We start from the raw sequence: 16,817 nt of genomic DNA, 5'->3' as shown, positions 1-16,817 counted from the left end.
GACTCAGCGGGACCGCAGCGCCCGCAGCGCGGTCTTGCGCGCGTCCCCGGTCAGCCGGTCGAGGAAGACCTTGCCGTCGAGGTGGTCGACCTCGTGCTGCAGGCAGCGGGCCATCAGCCCCTCCCCCTCCAGCCGCAGCGGCTTGCCGTCGACGTCGAAGCCCTCGGCCGCGCACCACATCGCCCGCTCCGTCGGCGCCCAGATGCCCGGCACCGACAGGCAGCCCTCGTCGCCGCCCTGCGTCTCCTCGGAGCGCTCGACGATCCGCGGGTTGACCAGGTGCCCGATCTCGCCCTCGATGTTGTACGAGAACACCCGCAGCCCGACGCCGATCTGCGGCGCGGCCAGCCCCGCCCGGCCCGGGTGGTCGACGGTCTCCTCGAGGTCGCGGACGAGGGCGGCCAGGTCCTTGTCGAACGCGCGCACCTCGTCGGCGGGGGTGCGCAGGACAGGGTCGCCGAGCTCGCGGATGGGACGGATGGTCACGGCAGGCAGTCTCTCAACCCAGTGACGGGCGCCGGACCAGCACCATCTCGTCGCGGTGCACGACCTCGCGCCGGTACTCCGGCTCCAGCTCGCTGGTCTTGCGGCCGAGCAGCGCCGGCAGCTCGCGGGCGTCGTAGGCGACCAGCCCGCGGGCGACGACGACGCCGTCCGGCCCCACGAGCTCCACCGGGTCGTCGGCGAGGAACTCCCCCACCAGCCCGGTTACGCCTGCGGCCAGCAGCGAGGCGTGCCGCTCCCGCACGGCGGTGACGGCGCCCGCGTCGAGCAGCACCCGGCCGCGCGGCCGGGTGGCGAAACGCAGCCAGAACTGCCGGGCCCGGGGCCGCGGCGCCATGACGGTGAAGTAGGTGCCGACCGCTTCGCCGGCCAGTGCCGCGGCCGCGTTCGGGGTCGAGGTGACGACGACGGGCACGCCGGCGTGCGCGGCGATCAGCGCCGCCTCCACCTTCGTGGCCATGCCGCCGGTGCCCACGCCGTTGCGCTTGGCGGTGCCGAGGGTGACCGCGTCGAGCTCCGCGGGGTCGCGGACGGTGTCGATCAGCTGCGCCGGGCCCTTGCGCGGGTCGCCGTCGTAGACGCCCTCGACGTCGGAGAGCAGCACCAGCGCGTCGGCCTGCGCGACGTGCGCCACCAGGGCGGCGAGCCGGTCGTTGTCGCCGAAGCGGATCTCCTCGGTGGCCACGGTGTCGTTCTCGTTGACGATCGGCAGCGCGCCGAGGGCCAGCAGCCGGTCGAGGGTCCGCTCGGCGTTGCGGTAATGGCTGCGCCGGGTGAGGTCGTCGGCGGTGAGCAGCACCTGCCCGACGGTGACGCCGTGGCGGGCGAAGGCGTCGGCGTAGGTCTGCACCAGCCGGAGCTGGCCGACGCCGGCCGCGGCCTGCGCCGTCGCCAGGTCCCGCGGGCGGCCGGCGATGCCGAGCGGCGCCAGCCCGGCCGCGATCGCGCCGGAGGAGACCAGCACGACCTCGCGCCCGGCCGTCCGCAGCGCCCCGAGGACGTCGACCAGCGCGGTCAGCCGCTCGGCGTCCAGGCCGCCGGGCAGCGTGGTGAGCGAGGACGAGCCGACCTTGACGACCACCCGCTGCGCCTTCGCGATCTCGGGGCGCGCGGTCATTCGAGGCCCTCCAGGTCCTCGTCGGTCCAGCCGTCCTCGGTGACCTCGTAGGGCACCCGCCGCGCCCGCTTGGCCGCCAGCCGCTCGGCGGCGCCGACCCGGTCCGTCGTCTCCAGCCGGTTGTCGGTGCCGCGGCCGCCGAGCCCGGCGGTCTCCTCCGCGGTGAGCGTGCCCGCCGGCAGGGTCGGCACCCAGTCGAAGGTGACGTCGCCGATGGTGACCGCGTCGCCCTCGTGCGCCCCGGCCCGCGCCAGCTCCTCCTCGACGCCGAGCCGGTTGAGCCGGTCGGCGAGGTAGCCCACGGCCTCGTCGTTGGTGAAGTCGGTCTGCCGGACCCAGCGCTCGGGCCGGGTGCCGCGCACCACGAAACCCTCCGGGTCGTCCGGGTCGCGCTCCACGGTGAACCCGGAGTCGTCGACCGCCCGCGGGGTGAGCGTGACCCGCACCGGCTCGGGCGGCGGCAGCGTCGCCCGGTGCTGCTCGACGGCGGCGGCCAGCGCGTAGCCGAGCTCGGTCAGCCCCTCGCCGGTCGCCGCGCTGACCGGGAAGACGCGCAGGCCCAGCTTCTCCAGCGAGTCCCGCACCAGGTCGACCAGGTCGCGGGCGTCCGGGACGTCGATCTTGTTGAGGACGGCGAAGCGCAGCCGGCCGACCAGGTCCAGCTCGTCGCCGCCGTACTCGCGCAGCTCGGCGGTGAGGACCTCGATGTCGGTCTCCGGGTCGCGGCCGGGCTCCATCGTCGCCATGTCGACGACGTGCACCAGGACGGCGCAGCGCTCGACGTGCCGCAGGAACTGCAGGCCGAGCCCCTTGCCGGTCGAGGCGCCCGGGATGAGCCCGGGGACGTCGGCCATGGTGAACGTGACGTCGCCGGCGCGGACCACGCCGAGGTTGGGCACCAGCGTGGTGAACGGGTAGTCGGCGATCTTCGGCCGTGCCGCGGACATGGCCGCGACCAGCGACGACTTGCCCGCCGACGGGTAACCGACCAGGCCGACGTCGGCGATGCTCTTCAGCTCGAGCACCGCGTCGAAGGCCTCCCCGGGCTCGCCGAGCAGGGCGAAGCCGGGGGCCTTGCGGCGCGGGTTGGCCAGCGCGGCGTTGCCGAGGCCGCCCTTGCCGCCGTGCGCGAGGACGACGCGGGTGCCCGCCCCGACGAGGTCGGCGATCGCCCGGCCGTCGGCGGTGCTGACGACGGTGCCCTCGGGGACCCGCAGGACGCGGTCCTCCCCGCGGGCGCCGTGCCGGTTGCTGCCGGCGCCGGGGCGGCCGTTGCCGGCCTTCTGGTGCGGCCGGTGGTGGAAGTCCAGCAGGGTGTGCGCGTTGGGGTCGACCTCGAGGACGACGTCCCCGCCGTCGCCCCCGTTGCCGCCGTCGGGGCCCCCGAGCGGCTTGAACTTCTCCCGGTGGACCGAGGCCACGCCGTGGCCACCGTTGCCGGCGGCGACGTGCACGGTCACCCGGTCGACGAACGCGGCCACGACTGCGGCCTCCTACCTGCTACAAGCACCGACACCCCGACGTCGAACGACGCCGGGGTGCCAGTGGGACGACTGTGTGGTTCAGACCTCGACGGCGGTGATGGACACCGTCTTGCGGCCCCGGCGGGTGCCGAAGGTCACTGCGCCCGGCTCGAGCGCGAACAGCGTGTCGTCGCCGCCACGGCCGACCCCGAGACCGGGGTGGAAGTGGGTGCCGCGCTGGCGGACGATGATCTCGCCGGCCTTGACGACCTGGCCGCCGAAGCGCTTGACGCCGAGCCGCTGGGCGTTGGAGTCGCGGCCGTTGCGGGAGGACGAGGCGCCCTTCTTGTGAGCCATGTCGGCGTCAGCCCTTCGTGATGTCGCGGACCACGACGTCGGTCAGGTGCTGACGGTGCCCCTGCCGCTTGTGGTAGCCGGTCTTGTTCTTGAACTTGTGGATGCGGATCTTCGGGCCCTTGCCGTGGCCGACGATCTCGCCGGTCACGGTGACCTTGGCCAGGTCCGCGGCGGCGCTGGTGACGGTCTCGCCGTCCACCAGCAGGATCGCCGGGAGGGTGACGGTGTCGCCCGCCTCACCGGCGAGGCGGTTCACCGTGAACCGGTCACCGACAGCCACCTTGTGCTGGCTGCCGCCGGCCTTCACGACTGCGTACACCACTGACTCCTCGTAACTCGCAACGCTTCATGTCCCGCGTGCACTGTCCGGTTCCGACGCCGGGTGCTGGACGGGTCGCGCCCGCCTGCGCGGCGCGCACCCGGAGGTGCGCAGCCCGTGGCGATGCAACCCGACCAGCGTACCTGAGGAGAAGGACCCCGTCCTCCTCGCCCCTCGCAAGCTCGGGGCGAGCCTCGGGACGGGGCCGTCAGGAGGGCGGGCCGGCGGGCCGGCTCGCCGCCCGGCGGCGGCGCGGCCGGGGAACCGTGCTGACCTCCGGGGAGATCTCGTCCTCGTCCGTGGATTCCTCGGGGGCGGGCGCCAGGGTCTCCGCGGACCCGGTCTCCGGGTCGAACTCCGCGTCGGCGGTCACCGCCGCGGTCTCGCCGGGGATCTCGGCCTCGGGCTCGGGGACCGCGACGGCCTCCTCGGCCGGCGTCTCGACGTCCTGAGGCTCCTCGGCGGGTGCCTCCACGACCGGCGCCTCCTCGGCGACCGTCGCCTCGGCGGGCGCCTCGTCGGCCACCGGCTCCTCGCGGATGGCGGTGAGGACGGCGGCGTCCTCGGCCGCGCGCTCCTCCCCCGACTGGCCGCGGTTGCGCCGGCCGCGGTTGCGCCGTCCGCCGCCGGTGCGGGCGACCTCGCCGTCCTCCTCGGGCTGCGCGCCGCCGTTCGGCGAGGCGGCCTCGACCTCGACGGTCTCCTTGGCCGGGGCGCGCTCGGGGCGACCGGAGTCGCGCCGGCCGTTGCCGCCACCGCCGCCGTTGCCACCGCCGCGGCGCCGCTCGTCCACCGGGTCGGTGTGCACGAGCACCCCGCGGCCGCGGCAGTGCTCGCACGGCTCGGAGAAGACCTCGAGCAGGCCCTGGCCGACCCGCTTGCGGGTCATCTGGACCAGACCCAGCGAGGTCACCTCGGCGACCTGGTGCTTGGTGCGGTCGCGGCCCAGGCACTCGGTGAGCCGCCGCAGCACGAGGTCGCGGTTGCTCTCGAGGACCATGTCGATGAAGTCGATGACGATGATCCCGCCGATGTCGCGCAGCCGGAGCTGGCGGACGATCTCCTCCGCCGCCTCCATGTTGTTGCGCGTGACGGTCTGCTCCAGGTTGCCGCCGGAGCCGACGAACTTGCCGGTGTTGACGTCGACGACGGTCATCGCCTCGGTGCGGTCGATCACCAGCGAGCCGCCCGAGGGCAGCCACACCTTGCGGTCGAGCGCCTTGGCCAGCTGCTCGTCGATGCGCAGGTCGGAGAAGACGTCGCCGGTGCCGGTGTAGCGGGTCAGCCGGCCGACCAGCTCCGGCGAGACGTGCGCGACGTAGGCCTCGACGGTGTCCCAGGCGTCGTCGCCGGAGACGACGAGCTCCTTGAAGTCCTCGTTGAAGACGTCGCGGATGACGCGGATCGCGAGGTCGGGCTCGCCGTAGAGCAGCGCCGGCGCGTTCGAGGAGGTCTCGGCCTTCTTCTCGATGACCTCCCACTGCGCCTTCAGCCGGTTGACGTCGCGGGTGAGCTCCTCCTCCGAGGCGCCCTCCGCGGCGGTCCGGATGATCACGCCGGCGTCCTCGGGGACGATCTTCTTGAGGATGTCCTTGAGCCGCTGGCGCTCGGTGTCGGGCAGCTTGCGGCTGATGCCGGTCATCGAGCCGCCGGGCACGTAGACCAGGAACCGGCCGGGCAGGTTGATCTGCTGGGTGAGCCGGGCGCCCTTGTGGCCGATCGGGTCCTTGGTGACCTGCACCAGCACCTTGTCGCCGGACTTCAGCGCCTGCTCGATCGAGCGCTGCTTGCCCGAGAGGCCGGCGGCGTCCCAGTTGACCTCGCCGGCGTACAGGACGGCGTTGCGGCCCTTGCCGATGTCGACGAACGCCGCCTCCATGCTGGGCAGCACGTTCTGCACCCTGCCGAGGTAGACGTTGCCGGCGAAGGACGTCGCCTGCGCCTGGGTCACGTAGTGCTCGACGAGGATGTCGTCCTCGAGGACGGCGATCTGCGTGCGCTCGCCGCGCTGGCGGATGACCATCTTCCGGTCGACCGCCTCGCGGCGGGCCAGGAACTCGGCCTCGCTGAGGATCGGCGCCCGCCGGCGGCCGCTGTCGCGCCCGTCGCGGCGGCGCTGCCGCTTGGCCTCGAGGCGGGTGGAGCCGGTGACCCCGCGGACGTCGTCGTCGCTGGTGGTGCGGCCGTCGCGGCCGGCCCGCTCGGGACGCTCGTCCTCGCCGGTCTCGCCGCGGTCCTCGCTGCTGCCCCGGCGGCGGCGCCGGCGCCGGCGGCGGGTGCTGGAGCCGGTCTCGGCCTCCTCGCCCTCGCCGTCCTCGTCGGGCTCCTCGCCGGTCTCGTCCTCGGCGTCCTCGTCGGCCTGCTCGTCGCGGGCCTCGTCGGCGTCCTCGTCGGTGTCGCCGTCGTCGCTGGTGCGGCCCCGGCCGCGGCCGCGGCGGCCGCGGCGGCGGCGGCGGCTGCCGGTGCTGGCGGTCTCGTCGCGGTCCTCGTCCTCGGACTCGTCGGTGTCCTCGGACTCCTCGACGTCCTCGCCGGCAGTGGTGTCGGCGTCCTCGGCCTCGGGACGGCGGCGGGAGCGGCTGCGGCGGGCGCGCGGCGGGGCCGACTCCTCGTCCTCCTCCGCCGGGGCCTCGACGTCCTCGGTCTCGGGGCTCTCGGCGACCGTGCGGCGGCTGCGGCGACGGGGCGGCGGCGCGACGTCCGCGTCGGGGGCGACGAAGCTGACGAAGGCCGGGATCGCCGGCGCCGGCGGCGTCACGGGCTCGACCGAGCCGGGGTCGGCCGCGGCGGCCGGGCGGGTGGCCCGGCGCCGGGGGCGCGCCACGACGGCGGTCGGCTCGGGCGAGCTGAACTGCGCCCCGAACGGGGACGCCTGCTCGGGCTCGGGCTCGGGCTCGGGCTCCGGTTCCGGTTCGAGCTCCGGTTCCGGCTCGGGCTCCTCCTCGGCTTCGGCCTCCTCGGCCTCCGCCGTCCCGGAGTCCTCGGGGGCGTCGGCCGTGGGTCCGGCGGTCGCCTCCTCGGGCGTGTCCTCCGGCGCGGCCGGGCTCAGCGCCTCCGGCGTTGCTGCGGTGCCGTCGTTGTCGTCGTTCTGGTCTGCCACGAGGGCTCGCCTCCTGTGCGGTGCTCCCGGGCGCCGATCGGATCGACTGGCGGCCGCGCAGGAGCACGGGTCGGTCGGGGCCGGGCGACCGCACAGGGTGCGGCGGGTCGCCCGACCCGCGGAAGTCTGTGGCCGGCCCCTGCGCGACGGTTGTCGCGGCCGAGCCGGTGGTGCCTTGCCGGTGGTGCGGTGGTGCAGGTCTGCGGAGTCCGGCGCCGGGTGGCGACGGGCGGTGCGGCACGTCTGGCAGCCGTGCGCGTGACGTCGGGGGCGCCGGTGCCGCACCGGTCAGACCGTCGCGTGCTCCCCCTGGCAGCGGGTGCGCGCCGCACGGTCGGGACCGAGCGGATCGGCCACGGTCCCGCTGCCGTCGAGCCGGCCCTGCGCCTCACGCACGGCCCTGGGGGGCGACGGCGGGCGCAGGTCGGCGACGGCAGCCAGAGCGGCCACCACGTCGTCGGGTCGTACGGCGGGCGTCACCTGCCGGACGACCACGTCCAGTATGGCACAACCTGCCTCCCCGCCCGCCGACGCGCGGGCCACCGCGGCGCGCGCGTCGACGTCCCGGAGGCCGTTCTTGGTGCGCCGCGGGACCAGGACGGCGTCGCGCGCGAGGAAGGCGGCGAGCGCCGCCTCGAGGTCGGCGGGCGCGACGCCGGGCAGCTCGATCCGCCAGGCCGCCGCGTCGATCCGGTCGGCCAGCGCCCCGGTCCCCTCGGCCGCCTCGACGCACTCGAGGACGGCGACGTCCGCGGGCAGCGCGGCGTCCAGGGCGGCCCGGACCTCCTCCGGATCGCGCCGCTCGGCGAGGCCGATCTCGACGTACTCGGCCTCGCTGGCCGCACCGGTCGGCGCGGCGCCGAGGTAGGAGATCTTGGGGTGCGGGGTGAACCCGGCGGAGAACGCCATCGGCACCTGCGCGCGGCGCAGCGCCCGCTCCAGGGCCCGCGCCAGGTCGCGGTGGGAGGCGAAGCGCAGCCGGCCCCGCTTGGCGTAGCGGATGCGCAGCTTCTGCACGGTCGGGGGCGGCGGCGGCCCCTCCGGCTGACGCGCCACTAGCGGCCGACCACCGTGAGCGGCAGCAGGCTGCGCCCGGTCGGGCCGATCTGGATCTCGGTGCCCATCGTCGGGCAGACGCCGCAGTCGTAGCAGCCGGTCCAGCGGCAGTCGCCGACCTCCTCCTCGGAGATCGCCTCCTGCCAGTCCTCCCAGAGCCACTCCTTGTCCAGGCCGGAGTCCAGGTGGTCCCAGGGCAGCACCTCGGACTCGGTGCGCTCGCGGGTGGTGAACCAGTCGAGGTCGACGCCGAAGGCCGCCAGCTCCTCGGCGGCGGCCGTCGTCCACCGCTCGTAGGAGAAGTGCTCGCTCCAGCCGTCGAACTTCCCGCCGTCCCGCCAGACCCGCTCGATGACCCGGCCGACGCGGCGGTCGCCGCGGGAGAGCAGGCCCTCGACGATGCCGGGCTTGCCGTCGTGGTAGCGCAGGCCGATCGAGCGGCCGACCCGGCGGTCGGCGTTGATCGCCTGGCGCAGCAGCCGCAGCCGGGAGTCGATCGTCTCGGCGCCGGCCTGCCCCGCCCACTGGAACGGGGTGTGCGGCTTGGGCACGAAGCCGCCGATCGAGACGGTGCAGCGGATGTCCTTGCGGCCGCTGGCCTCGCGGCCGGCGCGGATCACCTCGACCGCGAGGTCGGCGATCTCCAGCACGTCCTCGTCGGTCTCCGTCGGGAGACCGCACATGAAGTAGAGCTTCACCTGCTGCCAGCCGTTGGCGTAGGCGGTGGTGACGGTGCGGACGAGGTCCTCCTTGGACACCGTCTTGTTGATCACCCGGCGGATGCGCTCGCTGCCGCCCTCGGGGGCGAAGGTGAGGCCCGACCGCCGCCCGTTGCGGGACAGCTCGTTGGCGAGGGTGACGTTGAAGGCGTCGACGCGGGTCGACGGCAGCGACAGGCCGGTGTTGGTGCCCTCGTAGCGGTCGGCGAGCTCCTTGGCGATCTGCCCGATCTCGCTGTGGTCGGCGGACGACAGCGACAGCAGGCCGACCTCCTCGTAGCCGGTGGCGCGCAACCCCTGGTCGACCATCGAGCCGATGCCGGTGATCGTCCGCTCGCGGACCGGCCGGGTGATCATGCCGGCCTGGCAGAACCGGCAGCCGCGGGTGCAACCGCGGAAGATCTCCACGCTCATCCGCTCGTGCACGCTCTCGGCCATGGGCACCAGCGGCGTCTTCGGGTAGGGCCACTCGTCGAGGTCCATGACCGTGCGCTTGCCGACCCGCGCGGGGACGTCGTCCCGGGTGCGGGTGACCGTGGCGATCGTGCCGTCGGGGGCGTAGGAGACCGCGTAGAACCGCGGCACGTAGACGCCCTCGACGCGGGCCAGCCGGGCGAGCAGCTCGACCCGCCCGCCGGGCCGGCCCTGCTCCTTCCAGGCGCGGACGACGTCGGTGATGTCCCCGACGACCTGCTCGCCGTCCCCGAGGACGGCGCAGTCGACGAAGTCGGCGACCGGCTCGGGGTTGAACGCCGCGTGGCCGCCGGCGACGACGACCGGGTGGGTCTCGTCCCGGTCGACCGCGTGCAGCGGGACGCCGGCCAGGTCGAGCGCCTCGAGCAGGTTGGTGTAGCCCAGCTCGGTGGCGAAGCTGACGCCGAGCAGGTCGAAGTCGCGGACGGCGCGGTGGGCGTCGACGGTGAACTGGCCGACGCCGTGCTCGCGCATCAGCGCGGCGAGGTCGGGCCAGACGGCGTAGGTGCGCTCGGCCAGGGCGTCGGAGCGCTCGTTGAGCACCTCGTAGAGGATCATCAGGCCCTGGTTGGGCAGCCCCACCTCGTAGGCGTCGGGGTACATGAGCGCCCAGTGGACGGCGACGTCGTCCCACTCCTTGACCTGGGCGTTCAGCTCACCGCCCACGTACTGGATCGGCTTCTGGATCTGGGCCAGGAGCGGTTCGAGGCGGGGATACAGGGACTGTCCAGTCATGACCGATCCAGCGTAGACGGCCGCCCGGGCGCCGCTCCCCCGCCGAGTGAGCACTTCCGGTCGCCGGGCGCGGCATGTCCCCGCGTGTCGCCGTCCCCAACTGCTCACTCGGCACGACACGCCGGCAGCGGCAGCCACCCGCCGGTGATCAGCTGCGGGAGCGCTCACTTCAGCAGCAGACCGGAGAGGCGGCGGGCGCCGATCGCGAGGCCGGCCAGCCCGAGGACGGCGAGGTAGGCGACGTGACCGAGCAGCGACCAGTGCACGTCGCCGGTGACCAGGCCGCGCACCAGCTCGATCCCGTGGTAGAGCGGCGTGCACTGCACCACCACCTGCAGCGGGCCGGGGTAGACCGACAGCGGGTAGAAGGTCGTCGAGAACAGGAACAGCGGCAGCAGGGCCAGTTGCACGAACTCGAAGTCCTGCCAGCCGCGCAGGAACGTGGTGGCCGCCAGCCCGACCGAGGCGAAGGCGAACCCGATGAGCACCGCCGCAGGCAGCGCCAGCACCGCCCACCACGACCCGGTCAGCCCCAGGATCGCCATGATCACCAGGAAGGCCGCCGAGTAGGTGGCGCCGCGCAGCAGCGACCAGACCGTCTCCCCCACCGCGGCGTCGGGCGCCGACAGCGGCGTGGCCAGGATGGCGTCGTAGAGCTTCGAGTACCGCAGCTTGAAGAACAGGTTGAACACCGCGTCGTACACGGCGCCGTTCATCGCCGCCGAGGCGAGCAGGCCGGGGGCCACGAACTCCTGGTAGGTCAGCGCCGAGCCCGAGTCGGTGACGACGGAGCCCACCAGACCGCCGACGCCGATCCCGATCGAGAACAGGTAGAAGAACGGCTCGAACAGGCCCGAGACGAACAGCGGCCAGGTGCGGCGGGCGACCAGCAGGTTGCGGTGCACCAGGTACCCGGCCCGCCGCGCGGACAGCGGGTGCAGCGGCACGATCCGCAGCAGCAGCGACTGCCGCGGCGGCGCCAGCGCCTCGGCGGTCACGTGACCAGCCGCCGGCGGAAGGTGCGGGTGGCCAGGGCGACGCCGACCGCGATCCAGAGCAGCAGGTACGCGGTGGACAGCAACGCCTGGCCGGGCTCGAGCGTGCCGAGCGCCAGCCCGCGGGCGAGGGCCACGCCGTGCCAGAGCGGCGTCGCGTAGGCCACCCACTCGAAGAACGCCGGCAGCTGGCTGACCGGGAAGAACGTGCCGCTGAACAGGAACATCGGCACGATCAGGAACCGCTGCAGCGCGGCGAACCCGGTGTCGTTCTCCAGCCGCCCGGCCAGCGCGGTGACCGGCGCCGCGAAGGCCAGCCCGGTGAGCAGCGCGGCCGGGATCGCGAGCACCACCAGCGGGCTGTCGGCCGCCCCGAACAGCACGAGGACGGCGAGGAACAGCGCCGCCGCCGTCGTCACCCGGAACGCCACGTACAGCAGGTGACCGACCAAGAGGTCGCCGACCGCGGTCGGCGTGGCCAGGACCGCCTCGTAGGTCTTGTCCCACTTGATCGCGCCGAGCACCGGATACGTGGACTCGAAGGTGCCGGTCTGCATCGCCGCGGCGGCCAGCAGGCCCGGCGCCAAGAACGCGAGGTAGGTCAGCCCGCCCGGCAGGCCGGAGCCGCGGTCGACCAGCACGCCGAGGGTGAGGCCCATCGCCGCGAGGAACAGCGCCGGCTCCAGCACGCTGCTGATCAGGCTGCTGCGCCAGTAGTGCCGGTAGGCGGTGAGCCGGTGGGCGCAGAACGCCGTGGCGCCCGCGGTGACGACGGCCATGTCAGTCCACCAGCGTCCGGCCGGTCAGCCGGAGGAAGACGTCCTCCAGCGAGCTGCGGCGCACCAGGCTGGACAGCGGGTGCACCCCGGCCGCGGTGACGGCGGCGAGCGCGGCCTCGCCGTCCGGCGCGTAGAGCAGGAGCCGGTCGGGCAGCGCCTCGATCCGCTCCGCGGCGCCCTGCTGCAGGACCGGCGCCAGGGCGTCGACGTACTGCTCCGGGCCGTCGCCGCCCTCGACCATCGGGAAGCGCAGCTCGCAGACCTCGCGGGTCGACCACGTGCGGATCAGCTCCGCGGGCGAGCCCTCGGCGGCGATCCGCCCCTTGTCCATGACCACCAGCCGGTCGCAGAGCTGCTCGGCCTCGTCCATGTAGTGCGTGGTCAGGACGAGCGTCACGCCGCGCTGTTTGAGCCGGTAGAGCCGCTCCCACAGCACGTGCCGGGCCTGCGGGTCCAGCCCGGTGGTGGGCTCGTCGAGCAGGACGACGTCCGGCTCGTTGATCAGCGACCGCGCGATGGTCAGCCGCCGCTTCATGCCGCCCGACAGCGGCTCGACCTTGTCCCCGGCGCGGTCGCCGAGCTGGACGAAGTCGAGCAGCTCGGCCGCGCGGGCCCGCACCGTCGCCCGCGGCAGGCCGAAGTACCGGCCGTAGACCAGCAGGTTCTCCAGAACCGTCAGCTCGAGGTCGAGGTTGTCGGTCTGCGGCACCACGCCCAGGCGGGCGCGGATCGCCGGCCCGTCGGTGACCGGGTCGAGGCCGAGGATGCGCAGCTGACCCGCGGTCGGCGGCGAGACCGCGCCGATCATCCGCATGGTCGAGCTCTTGCCGGCCCCGTTCGGCCCGAGGAACCCGAAGGCCTCGCCCGGCGCCACGTCGACGTCGATGCCGTCGACGGCGGTGAAGTCGCCGAAGCGCTTGACCAGGCCGCGCGCGCTGATCAGGGGGCCGCCGATGCGCACTCCCCGACGGTAACCAGCGCCACCGACAGCCGACGACCGACGTCGCGCCGGCGCGATGTCAGCCCAGGTCGGGGAAGAAGAGCTTCACCTCGCGCGCGGCGGACTCCGGCGAGTCCGAGCCGTGCACGATGTTGGACTGCACCTCGAGCGCGAAGTCGCCGCGGATCGTGCCGGGGGTGGCCTTCACCGGGTCGGTCGCGCCGGCCAGGGCGCGGAACGCCTCGATGGCCCGCGGGCCCTCGACGACCAGCGCAAGCAGCGGGCCGCTGGTGATGAACTCGACCAGCGAGGGGAAGAACGGCCGCTCGCGGTGCTCGGCGTAGTGGGTCTCGGCGACGTCGGCGGTCAGGGTGCGCAGCTCGGCGGCCACCAGGCGCAGGCCCTTGGCCTCGAGCCGGGAGACGACCTCGCCGACCAGGCCGCGGGCGACGCCGTCGGGCTTGACCAGGACCAGGGTGCGCTCAGCAGTGGGTGCGGACACGAGGCGGCAGCGTACGGGACGCCGATCGTCAACCAGGGTTGACAGCGCTGAGTCGTCAACCTACGTTGACAGGCATGGCCTCACCCACCGACGTCACGACGGCCGCCGCCGCGGACGACCCGGACACCGGCCTGCGTGCGGTTCGCGCGATGCGCGAGCTCGCCGATCGGCTCGAGGTGCTCCAGGTCCGCAACGCGCGCGACCGCGGCTGGTCGTGGCAGCAGATCGCCGACGCCCTCGGCGTCACCCGGCAGGCCGTGCACAAGAAGCACGCCCGATCGAGAAGGGATCGCTGAGATGTTCGAACGGTTCACCGCCGAGGCCCGCGAGGTCGTCGTCCGCGCCCAGGAGGAGGCGCGGCACGCCGAGGAGCCGACGATCGACGGCGCGCACCTGCTCCTCGGCGTCGCGTCGGTCGACGGCCCCGGCGGCGCCGTCCTGCGGGCGAGCGGGGTGGACGCCGGCCGGGTGCGGCGGGCGCTCCGGGAGACCGGCGACGACCGGCTGGACGCCGCCGCGCTCGCCGCCCTCGGCATCGACCTCGAGCGGGTCCGCGCGACCGCCGAGGCCGCGTTCGGCGCCGGAGCGCTCGACGACCGCACCCGCGACCGGAAGCGCCGCTCAGGGGGCCACATCCCGTTCACGCCGACCGCCAAGAAATCCCTGGAGCTGTCGCTGAGGGCGGCGATCGGGCGCGGCGACCGGTCGATCGACAGCCGGCACGTGCTGCTCGGCGTGCTGGACGCCGGCGAGCGGCGCACCGACGCCGTCCTCGCCCGCCTCGGCGTCGACCCCGCCGACCTGCGCCGCCGCCTCGAGGCCGACTCGGACGCCGCGTAGGAACGCCGCGTCGGTCAGCCCGTCGCGACCGCGCCGCCCCGGTTGGGCACGAGCTCCACCCAGGTCGCGCCGGGGGCGAGCGCGACCGGGCCGCCGTCCGGACCGGTGAGCACGACCGGGTCGGTGACCGACGCCTTCGACCACCGGACGGCGAGCGTGCGGCCGTCCGCGGCGACGAGCGCGTCCCCGCTGCCGCCGGCGAGCAGCGTCTCGGGCACCGGGGTGCCGATCGCGTCGACGAACGGCGTGTTGACGACGTCGACCCGCAGCACGACGACGTTGGTCGCCCGCAGCTGCCGGCCGTCGGCCTCCACCGCCGGAGCGGCGCCCTCGGTGCGCAGCCAGGCGCCGTCGGGCTGGCTCCAGGTCCAGGTGGGATGGCCGATCGGGGACAGCGTGAGCCGCACCGAGCCGGTGGGGACGCCGACGGCGAGCGGGGTCGACGGCTTGCCCGGCGCGGCGACGGCGAACTGCGGCGCGGGCGGGGCCCGGTGCGCGTCGTCGGCCTGGTCGAGCAGCTGCTGCGGGTTCGCGTAGATGTTGTGCGGGGCGCGCCGGCTGCCGATGCGGTGGAAGCCGCCGGCGCCGGCGTCCTGGCTGATCACCTGGGTCCCCGCCTGGGCGACCGCGTCGATGAAGGGGCGCTGGCCGCCGGAGAACGCGAGCAGGCCGTGCATCGGCGCGACGATCGCCGGGTCCATCGGCCGGACCGAACGGACCGGGCCGATCTCCGGCGGCACGGCCGACTGGTAGACGGCGACGAACCGGGTGATGCCGCCCTCGACGACCTCCTCCCAGACGACGTCGGCGGCGCCGAGGCCGGTCTGCGGGCGCGCATCGACCGAGTTCTCGATCTTGACCGCCAAGGCGGGCCGCTCGACGAGCGCGTCGGTCTGCACCCCGGTCAGCGGCCACAGGACCGGCGGCGGGGGCGGCGGCGGCGGTGGGGTCGTCGTCGGGGCAACGGTGGTCCTGGTCGCGGCGGCGCTGCGCGGCTCCTCGGCGGCGCTGCAGGCGGCGGAGGCGAGGAGCAGCGTCGCGGCGAGCGCGATCACCCCGCGGGGTCGGGCGAGGTGCGGCACGCGGCGGTCCCCCGGTCGTGCGGCGGTCGGGGCCGCGGCGGTTGTGAGCCGCGCCAGACTAGGGCGGCGCGGCGGTCCGGGGCGCCCCGACGCGCGCTACCGCTGGTCCGGCTCGCCCGGGGGCGTCCTGGGCAGGATCGAGCCCAGCAGCTCCTTGCGGACCTGCAGCAGGTACAGCCAGATCAGCGCGAACACGCCGCCGAGCAGCCACATCACGCCGTTGAACAGTCCGGTGAGGACGACGGGCACCTGCAGCGCGGTGCCGATCAGCAGTCCCTGCGGACGGCGCTGCAGCCCGCTGGCCACGAACAGCAGGCCGGCGAGGACGAGCAGGACGGTCAGCCGGAACCCGGTCAGCCCCGGGCCGCTCTGCGCGATGCCGCGGGGCACGAACAGGACGACGATGCCCTCGAGCAGCAGGACCGCGGCGGCGCCGCCGTTGAGCGCCCGGCCGGCGCGGACGGGATCGGGGGCCGTCACGCCTTCGACCCACCCAGCAGGCTGCGGGTCTCCCCCGCCGTGATCACGCTGCCGGTGACCAGCACGCCCGAGCCGCCGAGCGCGTCGTCCGGGCCGGCCTCGGCCAGCTCGATCGCCGACTCCAGCGCCTCCGGCAGCAGCGGGTGCACGCTCACCCGGTCGGCGCCGAAGACGTCGACGGCCAGCGCGCCGAGCTCGTCGGCCGGCATCGCCCGCGGGGAGCTGTTCTGGGTGACCACCAGCTCGGCGCAGATGTCCTCGAGCGCGGCCAGCATGCCGCTGACGTCCTTGCCGTGGACGCAGCCGACCACGCCCACCAGCCGGGTGAAGTCGAAGGACTCCCGGATCGCGGCGACCGTGGCCGCCATGCCGGCCGGGTTGTGCGCCGCGTCGACCAGCACCGTGGGCGAGCTGCGGACCCGCTCCAGCCGGCCCGGCGAGCGGACGGCGGCGAACGCGGCGCGGACGGTCTCGACGTCGATCGGCCCGGTCGACGCCCCGGCGCCGAGGAACGCCTCGACGGCGGCCAGCGCGGTCGCCGCGTTCTGCGCCTGGTGCGCGCCGAACAGCGGCAGGAACAGCTCGTCGTACTGGCCGCCGAGGCCCTGCAGCCGCAGCTGCTGCCCGCCGACGGCGACCGTGCGCTCCAGCACGCCGAACTCGGTGCCCTCGCGGGCCAGGGTCGCCTCGACCTCGACCACCCGGCGGACCAGCGCGTCCAGCGCGGCCGGCTCCTGGTGGGCCACCACCGCGATGGCGTCGCGCTTGATGATCCCGGCCTTCTCGCCGGCGATCGTGCCGACGTCCGGCCCGAGGTACTCCGCGTGGTCCAGCGCCACCGGGGTGACGACGGCGACGCGGGCGTCGACGACGTTGGTCGCGTCCCAGGTGCCGCCCATGCCGACCTCGATGACGGCGACGTCCACCGGCGCGTCGGCGAACAGCGCGTAGGCCATGCCGACCATGACCTCGAAGAAGCTCATCGGGATCTCGCTGCCCGCGTCGACCAGGTCGATGTACGGGGCGATGTCCTGGTAGGTCTCGACGAAGCGCTCGGCGCTGACCGGCTCGCCGTCCAGCACGATGCGCTCGCGGATCGACTGCAGGTGTGGGCTGGTGAACCGGCCGACGCGCAGGCCGAACCCGCGCAGCAGCTCGTCGACCATCCGCGCCGTCGTCGTCTTGCCGTTGGTGCCGGCGACCTGGACGACGGGGTACGCGCGGTGCGGCCCACCGAGCAGGTCGACCAGCGCGTTGATGCGGGTGAGTGACGGCTCGAGCCGGTTCTCCGGCCACCGGGCCAGCAGGGCCTTCTCGACCCGCGCCATCTCGCCGTGCTCGGTCGTGCTCATCGG

17 protein-coding genes are annotated in these 16,817 nt (G+C 74.6%); 2 read left to right on the top strand and 15 right to left on the bottom strand.

Features of this window, described 5'->3' with window-relative positions; translation table 11 throughout:
• Positions 1–3: 3 nt before the first annotated feature.
• From def to ndk, 12 genes are all read right to left on the bottom strand, one after another.
• Positions 4–486 (bottom strand): peptide deformylase, encoded by a 483-nt coding sequence (gene def / locus AB3388_RS07680; RefSeq protein ID WP_495410169.1) that lies wholly within the window; start codon positions 484–486, stop codon positions 4–6.
• A 13-nt stretch (positions 487–499) separates the two neighbouring features.
• The gene (gene proB, locus AB3388_RS07675) at positions 500–1,621 is read right to left on the bottom strand and encodes a glutamate 5-kinase (protein WP_495410168.1); all 1,122 of its coding nucleotides are present in this window, start codon (positions 1,619–1,621) and stop codon (positions 500–502) included.
• Complete coding sequence (gene obgE, locus AB3388_RS07670; protein ID WP_495410167.1) at positions 1,618–3,102, bottom strand: GTPase ObgE; 1,485 nt, start codon at positions 3,100–3,102, stop codon at positions 1,618–1,620. The genes proB and obgE overlap by 4 nt, the downstream gene beginning before the upstream one ends.
• 81 nt (positions 3,103–3,183) lie before the next feature.
• Positions 3,184–3,441, bottom strand: a complete 258-nt coding sequence (gene rpmA / locus AB3388_RS07665) for a 50S ribosomal protein L27 (RefSeq protein WP_179718686.1) — start codon at positions 3,439–3,441, stop codon at positions 3,184–3,186.
• A 7-nt stretch (positions 3,442–3,448) separates the two neighbouring features.
• Positions 3,449–3,760 (bottom strand): 50S ribosomal protein L21, encoded by a 312-nt coding sequence (gene rplU / locus AB3388_RS07660; RefSeq protein WP_495410166.1) that lies wholly within the window; start codon positions 3,758–3,760, stop codon positions 3,449–3,451.
• Positions 3,761–3,968: 208 nt separating this feature from the next.
• Positions 3,969–6,860 (bottom strand): Rne/Rng family ribonuclease, encoded by a 2,892-nt coding sequence (locus tag AB3388_RS07655; protein WP_495410165.1) that lies wholly within the window; start codon positions 6,858–6,860, stop codon positions 3,969–3,971.
• Between the two features lie 288 nt (positions 6,861–7,148).
• Positions 7,149–7,916, bottom strand: coding sequence for a TIGR03936 family radical SAM-associated protein (locus tag AB3388_RS07650; RefSeq protein ID WP_495410164.1), 768 nt, complete (start codon positions 7,914–7,916; stop codon positions 7,149–7,151).
• Positions 7,916–9,844, bottom strand: coding sequence for a TIGR03960 family B12-binding radical SAM protein (locus AB3388_RS07645; RefSeq protein WP_495410163.1), 1,929 nt, complete (start codon positions 9,842–9,844; stop codon positions 7,916–7,918). The genes AB3388_RS07650 and AB3388_RS07645 overlap by 1 nt, the downstream gene beginning before the upstream one ends.
• Before the next feature lie 164 nt (positions 9,845–10,008).
• On the bottom strand, positions 10,009–10,842 hold the full coding sequence (locus AB3388_RS07640; protein ID WP_495410162.1) for an ABC transporter permease: 834 nt from the start codon (positions 10,840–10,842) through the stop codon (positions 10,009–10,011).
• The gene (locus AB3388_RS07635; protein WP_495410161.1) at positions 10,839–11,618 is read right to left on the bottom strand and encodes an ABC transporter permease; all 780 of its coding nucleotides are present in this window, start codon (positions 11,616–11,618) and stop codon (positions 10,839–10,841) included. Before AB3388_RS07635 ends, AB3388_RS07640 begins: the two co-directional genes overlap by 4 nt.
• A gap of 1 nt (position 11,619) precedes the next feature.
• The gene (locus AB3388_RS07630) at positions 11,620–12,579 is read right to left on the bottom strand and encodes an ABC transporter ATP-binding protein (RefSeq protein WP_495410160.1); all 960 of its coding nucleotides are present in this window, start codon (positions 12,577–12,579) and stop codon (positions 11,620–11,622) included.
• 58 nt (positions 12,580–12,637) lie between these two features.
• Entirely contained in the window at positions 12,638–13,060 is a 423-nt protein-coding gene (gene ndk, locus AB3388_RS07625; RefSeq protein WP_495410159.1) for a nucleoside-diphosphate kinase, read from the bottom strand.
• 74 nt (positions 13,061–13,134) lie between these two features.
• On the opposite strand from ndk, the gene AB3388_RS07620 reads away from it, so the two are divergent.
• Positions 13,135–13,356, top strand: a complete 222-nt coding sequence (locus tag AB3388_RS07620) for a helix-turn-helix domain-containing protein (RefSeq protein WP_495410158.1) — start codon at positions 13,135–13,137, stop codon at positions 13,354–13,356.
• A 1-nt stretch (position 13,357) separates the two neighbouring features.
• On the top strand, positions 13,358–13,900 hold the full coding sequence (locus tag AB3388_RS07615; RefSeq protein WP_495410157.1) for a Clp protease N-terminal domain-containing protein: 543 nt from the start codon (positions 13,358–13,360) through the stop codon (positions 13,898–13,900).
• A 14-nt stretch (positions 13,901–13,914) separates the two neighbouring features.
• On the opposite strand, the gene AB3388_RS07610 is transcribed toward AB3388_RS07615, so the two are convergent.
• From AB3388_RS07610 to folC, 3 genes are all read right to left on the bottom strand, one after another.
• Positions 13,915–14,982, bottom strand: a complete 1,068-nt coding sequence (locus AB3388_RS07610) for a DUF3048 domain-containing protein (RefSeq protein ID WP_495410156.1) — start codon at positions 14,980–14,982, stop codon at positions 13,915–13,917.
• A gap of 96 nt (positions 14,983–15,078) precedes the next feature.
• Positions 15,079–15,462 (bottom strand): DUF4233 domain-containing protein, encoded by a 384-nt coding sequence (locus AB3388_RS07605; RefSeq protein ID WP_495410155.1) that lies wholly within the window; start codon positions 15,460–15,462, stop codon positions 15,079–15,081.
• Positions 15,459–16,814: a bifunctional tetrahydrofolate synthase/dihydrofolate synthase gene (gene folC / locus AB3388_RS07600; protein ID WP_495410154.1), complete on the bottom strand. Its 1,356-nt coding sequence runs from the start codon at positions 16,812–16,814 to the stop codon at positions 15,459–15,461. The genes AB3388_RS07605 and folC overlap by 4 nt, the downstream gene beginning before the upstream one ends.
• Between the last annotated feature and the right edge of the window lie 3 nt (positions 16,815–16,817).

This window comes from Geodermatophilus sp. SMS 5-13, assembly GCF_059428245.1.
Note: the sequence above shows the minus strand (reverse complement) of the source record. Positions and strands in the feature narration are given on the sequence as shown.

Coding starts and splice junctions, on each gene's coding strand:
- AB3388_RS07615 (WP_495410157.1), top strand. CDS start 13,358: ATGTTCGAACGGTTCACCGCCGAGGCCCGCGAGGTCGTCGTCCGCGCC.
- folC (WP_495410154.1), bottom strand. CDS start 16,814: ATGAGCACGACCGAGCACGGCGAGATGGCGCGGGTCGAGAAGGCCCTG.
- AB3388_RS07620 (WP_495410158.1), top strand. CDS start 13,135: ATGGCCTCACCCACCGACGTCACGACGGCCGCCGCCGCGGACGACCCG.
- AB3388_RS07635 (WP_495410161.1), bottom strand. CDS start 11,618: ATGGCCGTCGTCACCGCGGGCGCCACGGCGTTCTGCGCCCACCGGCTC.
- proB (WP_495410168.1), bottom strand. CDS start 1,621: ATGACCGCGCGCCCCGAGATCGCGAAGGCGCAGCGGGTGGTCGTCAAG.
- AB3388_RS07645 (WP_495410163.1), bottom strand. CDS start 9,844: ATGACTGGACAGTCCCTGTATCCCCGCCTCGAACCGCTCCTGGCCCAG.
- rpmA (WP_179718686.1), bottom strand. CDS start 3,441: ATGGCTCACAAGAAGGGCGCCTCGTCCTCCCGCAACGGCCGCGACTCC.